The organism is Streptomyces sp. NPDC034670 (assembly GCF_055574875.1).
The window spans coordinates 38,905-39,976 of sequence record NZ_JBVITR010000061.1 but is presented as its reverse complement, the minus strand read 5'-3'; the positions used below and the strand labels follow the sequence as shown (position 1 = coordinate 39,976).

At 72.2% G+C, this 1,072-nt stretch carries 2 pseudogenes; both read left to right on the top strand.

Going from position 1 to position 1,072, the window contains the following annotated elements:
• Positions 1-95 (top strand): annotated as a pseudogene (locus ACZ56B_RS28955) (ABC transporter ATP-binding protein); the annotation flags it as partial.
• Positions 82-993: pseudogene (locus tag ACZ56B_RS28950) on the top strand (ABC transporter permease); the annotation flags it as partial. The pseudogenes ACZ56B_RS28955 and ACZ56B_RS28950, both read left to right, overlap by 14 nt.
• Positions 994-1,072 lie beyond the last annotated feature (79 nt).

Here is a 1,072-nt window from a genome sequence, read left to right as displayed (position 1 = left end):
ACCCGCGCCGCATCGAGGACAGAGCCGTGGCGGAGCTGTCCGCCGAGATCACCGAACAGCTCCGAGGAGAGATCCGCCGTCATGGCCAGCACTGAAGAAGCAGTCGGCGTCACCAAGGACACCACCGCACCCCAGGACCCGGACGACCTCGCGGGCGTCGAGGCCGGCCTCGACGCGCTGGACTCGACGCAGACGGTTCGCACACCGCTGCGTCAGACCCTGGTGCGCAAGGTGCTGCCGCCGGTCACCGCCGTCGTCCTGGTGCTGGTGGTGTGGCAGGTCCTGGTCTGGGCGGAGGTCGCTCCCCCCTACAAGCTCGCCTCTCCCGCCGACGTGTGGGACGAGGCGCGCACCGCCTGGCTGCAGGGCACGCTGCTGGACTACGTCTGGACGTCCGTCTCACGCGGCCTGCTCGGCTTCCTGCTGGCGCTCGCCATCGGCACCCCGCTCGGGCTGCTCGTGGCGCGGGTGAGCTTCGTCCGGGCGGCCATCGGCCCGATCCTGTCCGGTCTGCAGTCCCTGCCCTCGGTCGCCTGGGTGCCGCCGGCCGTGATCTGGCTGGGCCTGAACGACTCGATGATGTTCGCCGTCATCCTGCTCGGCGCCGTCCCGTCCATCGCCAACGGCCTGGTGGCGGGCATCGACCAGATCTCCCCGCTGTTCCTGCGCGCCGGGCGCACCCTCGGCGCGACCGGACTGCGCGGGGCCCGGTACATCGTCATGCCCGCCGCGCTCCCCGGCTACCTGGCCGGCCTCAAGCAGGGCTGGGCGTTCTCCTGGCGCTCCCTGATGGCCGCCGAGATCATCGCCTCCTCGCCCGATCTCGGCGTCGGGCTCGGGCAGTTGCTGGAGAACGGCCGCAACAACAGCAGCATGCCGCAGGTGTTCCTGGCCATCCTGCTGATCCTGCTCGTCGGCATCGCCATCGACCTGCTGATCTTCAGCCCGCTGGAGCGGCGCGTGGTGTGGGGGGGGGGGGTGGTGGGTAGGAGCCTGCCCCCCACCCACGCCGCGGGGCCGGGGCGGGAGGAGAACGCCCCCCCCCTGCGTAGCGGGGGGGCTGACGCGCCGG